Here is a 5,443-nt window from a genome sequence, read left to right as displayed (position 1 = left end):
GGTCTCAACAGGTTGTGCGCGTTTTGGGGTGTGGCTGCGATGAGGTGCTGCTTATGAGTGTCGCGTGGTGGGCGTGGGGTGAGTATGGTGGAGAAGAGTTACCGGCTGCCGCGTTCGAATATCTCGTGGTATGCGTGAGCCGACCAGCACGTCGAAAGCGGTAGCTGCGTTCGTTCCTCACTTCGCGACCGCAGTCCATATGGGAAGTTGCATCGGCTTGATATGGGAATGAGTTTCGGGAAACGCTCTATATTACGGAAGGCCGTTGGTCTTCAAGACGAGGATGCTGGTCTGTTGCGCAGGTCTCAACAGGTTGTGCGCGTTTTGGGGTGTGGCTGCGATGAGGTGCTGTTTATGAGTGTCGTGGGCGCGGGCGGCTGGCGAAGAGTTAATGGCTGCCGCGTTCGAATATATCGTGGTATGCGCGCGCCACCGAGTCCGTCGAAAGCGGTAGCTACGTTCGTTCCTCACTTTGCGACCGCAGTCCATATGGGAGGGGCATCGGTTTGATTTGGAAATCAGTTTGGGGTGCTGTCGTAGAAGCGGCTGCACTCAGCCTCGCGGCCACGGACGATGCGGCGGCCTTGGAGCGGGCCAAAGGTGGAGGTGATGACGGTGCACTGGCGTTCGGTGCCATCTCCATCATAGAAGAGGACGACCCAGTCGTGGGTCTTGCCGAGATCATGGGCGTGGGCGGAATTGGAAAAAAGGGCGGTGTAGTGACGCGGGCCGCGCATGGTGTGCATCACGGGCAACCAGGCTTCGCCGGTGGGATTGAATCGTTTCGGGGCGATGAGCCTGATCTTTCCCGCGCGGGCGTCTTCCCGGTACTGGCGGTCCACATCCAGAATCTCCGCAATGGAGGGATCGGCGGAGAGCGGATGGAATGAACGTGGCTTTGGCAGGCGGCCCAGACGCTGCGCGAGTGTGTCGCGGATGCCGGCGAGCCGCTTCATGCCGATGCCTGCGATTTTTTCCAGACGTCCGTCATGTGCGGCGGCCTCCAGCTCCTGGAGCGTTTCAATGCCCAGCTCCTCATGCAGCTTCCAGGCGGTGTTTTTGCCAATGCCGGGCACGGAGGCCAGCTGCGCGATGGGATCGCTCTCTCCGCGCAGGCGTTCAAGCATGCCCGACTTGCCGTGCAGCACGATGTCCCGGATGACATGCGCGATGGTGTCACCCACGCCGGGAATCTTTTCCAGGCCTTCCAGACCTTCACGAGCGAGCACATCTGCGACGGGCTCCTGCAGCGTGCGGAGGGCGTCCGCCGCATTCACATAAGCCTGCACGCGGAAGCGGTTGGCGCCCTGTTCGGCGAGGATGCGGGAGACCTCTTCGAGGCTGCCGGCGATCTGCTGGTTCGGTGTCATGCGGTGGTTCCAAGGATACGTCTCTGCACTGCTTTGCGGAGCTCTTCCGCGAGGAACATGCCGCTGCGGCAGGCCTCCTCAACGGTGAGATGATGGACTTTCATCGGGAACTCGGCGCGTGATGCGGTGAAAGCGGGGGCAAGGTGCTCAACGAGGAGGTTCGTGGCCCGCTTTCTCCAGGAACTCCCGTGCGCGCACCGCGCGTGCCAGGACGATCTCGACGGCCTCGTTTCCTGATCCCTGAAGTTCCAGAACGAGGGGGCCGAAGAATTGATTGCGGCGCAGATCTTGAATGACCCAGGGCCAGTCGATGGTGCCTTCGCCGGGCGGCAGGTGAGCATCCCAGTCGCCGCGATTGTCATTGATGTGCACCAGTTTGAGATGGCCTGAGAGCTTCTGGATCACCAGGCCCAATTCGCGAGCGAGATGAGCGTGCCCGGTGTCCAGGCAGGTGCCCACATTGCAGGTGCTGATTTCTCCGAGGAGATACATCATGTCGCGCACATGACCGCAGAGCAAATGGGCCAGCATGTTTTCCAGCAGGAGCTGCACGCCCAGCTCACAGCAGCGTGCAGCGATGAGATTGAGAGACTCCGCTGCATGGTGCATGTGCTGGATGAAGTCTGCCTCCGGAGGTCGACCTTCGCGCTCAGGGCCGGGATGAAGGACGACGTAGGTGCAGCCCAGCAGCGCAGCGGCTTCAGAGGCGCGAAGCAGTTCATGCACAGCGGCATCCCGCACGGGCTTGCTGAAGGATGTGATGTCGATGCGTTCGGCGAAGGGGGCGTGAAAGGAGACTGGATGCAGGCCCAGATCGCGCATCCGTTCGCCAGCACGACGGACATCATCCACATTGTGAAAGTCGAGATGGCGGGGAGACGAGCAGACTTCGATCTCGCGAAATCCGGCATCATGCACGGGTTTCAAAATATCGAAGATGCTGCGCTGGTAGAAACAGCCGGTGGAGAGTGCGATGGGCCAGTCAATCATGGGGTGAGTTTGGCGAGGAGCTGCTGCCGTGTGGGTTCCAGATCGCAACTGCCCTGAGTGGGAGGAAAGCAGAAGCCTTTCTCGCGAGTGGAGGTGCAGTTGAGATCGACAAGACGATCAAGGCCGGTCAGGTGCAGGCAGGCAAAGAGCCGTGTGTAGAAGTCCGCGCGGGTGCCCGCCTCATAGTCGCTCCAGTCGATGCCCCAGCCATGGGATGGATCTTCAAACTTGGAACGGATCAAGCCGGCGATGTGGCGTGGGTGCCAGCCCTGGGCCAGCAGGCAGCGTGTGACCAGCTGCATGCCCGCCGGTTTTAGCAGCAGGTCATTGGGAAACTCCAGCAGGTGGCGCACGCAATGCGGCAGGACAGTGAGGGGCGTCTTGTCGTAGGTCTCATGCCAGCGCTCCTTCGGATCATGCTGCGTGGAGTAGTAGAACTCATGAAAGCGGCGCAGGCGGGAGGCGAGATAGTGCTCCAGCAGGTGGTGAGTGCCCTCCTCCTGAAGGGGGATGCGCACGCAGGCGCGCTGCGCCAGATCCAGCATGTCCTCTTTCACCTGGCGGACTTTGATGGCCTGACGGTAATCCATTTCATGCAGCGGGATGGAGCGGATGGCGGGGAGTTCATCTTCCAATCTGAGCCTGCTGGCGATGCCCGTCATCCAAGGCTTGCGGTAATTGGTGAATGGCATGCGAATGGTGCGCGTGTGCAGCGGGTCGCCGTATTCGGAGATGTCGATGGAGATCATTTCACGCTGCGCTGTGGCGCAAGGTCCGACGTGAACGGCGGTGATTTCGACGGGGAGTGCGGACAAGGGGGCGGCCTTCTCCTTGATCCTGTGCGCCACAAATTCGACGAGCAGGGCGATGGCTGCAAAGCTGGCCTGATCCGCCGGACCAATGCCACCGCTGAGGATGGGCGGGACGCGCTCCATGCAGGGAGCGATGAGTTCGGGCGAAGGGCAGAGGGCGGTGATGCGGGCGGCAATGTCCGAGCTCCGCCGGATGCGCCACACAAAATGGTGGCCCTGGCCAGTGATGAGATGCAGGGGCTGAATGCCCCATTCGAGCAGGAGCGACTCGATCACGCGCACGACGGGTTCCTGGAGTTCAAAGCAGCGCCAGGGATCCACAAAGGCTTCGGCAGGAGAGTCGAAATTCACATACTCCACATCGAGATGGAACAGATGCGACTCTGAGTCTGCCACGGAGCGCGCGATGTCCATGTCGCGCTCCAAGAACCAATCGAGCTCCGCAGGCGGGCGCAGCTCCCGCCGGTCATACGGGCAGCCATCGGTATGAGTCAGAAACACCGCAGTGGCGTGGTCGAGGGAGTCGCCTCCTAAAAACTCGACCAACCTCTGCCGAACGGCGGGATCTGAAACGAAGAGGTTCATGGTGAGGAGTTCGCTGAAACGAAAGCATACTAGCCCCCGCAGGGGGATGATCTACCCATCAAGTGTCATGATTGAACTCTCTTTTGGCCCGGGATGCGTTGCTTATTGAGACTTGCTCAATAGACTGACGCACTTGTCTTGAAGGCCAACGGCCTTCCGTCATACAGCCCAGGGGTGCCGAGCATTAGCGAGTGCTCCCCTGGGTTCTGGCAGCCAGGCTGGGAAGCAAACCCAGCACTCCGCCACACTTCAAGCCTGCCAGCAGCGTCTGCAATGAGCCCCGCAGCAAGTTTGCCGCATTCAGGCACCGAGTCCACTTCCACCAGGAACGCTCTTCTTGTCAGTCAATTGCGCAAGGCTCAATAAGAATGTCAAATAGCTCAATTTAACCCTACGGGTTTTAGTTTGCTGCGACAAAGAAAGATCATGAAGAAAGCAACTCATGCGCAGCAAAGACACTGCTTTCGCGCTCCACTGTGTCTGTCGCCGTATCACCTGCGGCACCCGTGACCGAGAAGCTTTGGGCATGGAATTCAAACCTTTCCATGGAGACAAAACAATGCGCTGGTTCAAACGACTGATCATGGCCCTGCTGATGCTGGCACTCATCGGGGGCGGCGGCTATTGGTGGCGTGTACACTCGACGGCAGCAGCGGAGCCTGTGCTGAAGACTTCGCCGGTCAAACGTGGAACTCTGGTCGCAATGATCAGCGCGACTGGCACGGTGGAACCGGAGGAAGTGGTGGATGTGGGGGCGCAGGTGGCGGGGCAGATCATCAACTTCGGCAAGGATGCGAAGGGCGAAGAGGTGGACTACGGTTCGCCCGTCGAAGCCGGCACGGTGCTGGCCCAGATTGACGATGCACTTTACAGCGATGCCGTTGCGCAGGCGCAGGCCAATCTGGACAGCGCGGAGGCCAATGTGTTGCAGATGGAGGCCAAGCTCACTGCGGCGCAGCGGGACTGGGACCGTGTGCGGAAATTTCCTTCCGGCGAGTCTGTCGCGGCTACGGTGTATGATCAATACCTTGCCACGCTCGACACCTCCAAAGCCAGCCTCGCGGCCGCGCAGGCAGCGGTTGCGCAGATGAAGGCCGCGCTGCATGCGGCGCAGCGCAATCTTGCCTACTGCACGATCAAGGCACCGGTCAAAGGCGTGGTCATTGACCGCCGGGTGAACATCGGCCAGACGGTGGTGTCGAGTTTGAGCGCGCCCAGTTTGTTTCTCCTGGCGAAGGATCTGCGGCGCATCCAGGTCTGGGTCTCGGTGAACGAGGCGGACATTGGTCACATCGTGGTGGGCAGTCCGGCGACCTTTTCCGTCGATGCCTTTCCGGGTCAGGAATTCCACGGCACCGTGGAAAAGGTTCGCCTCAACGCAACGATGACGCAAAACGTGGTGACTTACACGGTCGAGGTGAACACCGACAATCCCGACGGCAGGCTGCTGCCCTATCTCACGGCCAACGTGAAGTTTGAAGTGGGACGGCGCAATGATGTGCTCATGGTGCCAAACGTTGCGCTGCGCTGGTGGCCGGAGGCGGGCCTTGTTTCCCCTGATGCGCGCAGCGCGGCCCATGCCGCCCGCAAGGCGGTCAATGAAAGCGACGCCCAGCAGCAGGGGACGCTCTGGATTGCAGACGGCAAGTTTGTGAAGCCATTGGAGATCAGCGCGGGACTCACAGA

The 5,443-nt window shown here is 60.5% G+C and carries 4 protein-coding genes; 1 reads left to right on the top strand and 3 read right to left on the bottom strand.

Going from position 1 to position 5,443, the window contains the following annotated elements; all coding sequences use genetic code 11:
* Positions 1 to 518: 518 nt before the first annotated feature.
* From WAW39_RS21460 to WAW39_RS21450, 3 genes are all read right to left on the bottom strand, one after another.
* Positions 519 to 1,370, bottom strand: a complete 852-nt coding sequence (locus WAW39_RS21460) for a helix-hairpin-helix domain-containing protein (protein WP_422321209.1) — start codon at positions 1,368 to 1,370, stop codon at positions 519 to 521.
* A 147-nt stretch (positions 1,371 to 1,517) separates the two neighbouring features.
* Positions 1,518 to 2,360, bottom strand: coding sequence for a sugar phosphate isomerase/epimerase family protein (locus WAW39_RS21455; RefSeq protein WP_422321208.1), 843 nt, complete (start codon positions 2,358 to 2,360; stop codon positions 1,518 to 1,520).
* Complete coding sequence (locus WAW39_RS21450; protein ID WP_422321207.1) at positions 2,357 to 3,757, bottom strand: hypothetical protein; 1,401 nt, start codon at positions 3,755 to 3,757, stop codon at positions 2,357 to 2,359. The genes WAW39_RS21455 and WAW39_RS21450 overlap by 4 nt, the downstream gene beginning before the upstream one ends.
* 526 nt (positions 3,758 to 4,283) lie before the next feature.
* Between WAW39_RS21450 and WAW39_RS21445 the strand changes: the two genes are divergently transcribed.
* Positions 4,284 to 5,443: efflux RND transporter periplasmic adaptor subunit (locus tag WAW39_RS21445; protein WP_422321206.1), on the top strand; the 1,160-nt coding region annotated here is incomplete at its 3' end.

It is taken from the genome of Prosthecobacter sp. (genome assembly GCF_049294395.1).
Taxonomy (GTDB): Bacteria; Verrucomicrobiota; Verrucomicrobiia; order Verrucomicrobiales; family Verrucomicrobiaceae; genus Prosthecobacter.
The sequence above is the reverse complement of the archived record's forward strand: the minus strand, read 5'-3'. Positions and strand labels throughout refer to the sequence as shown.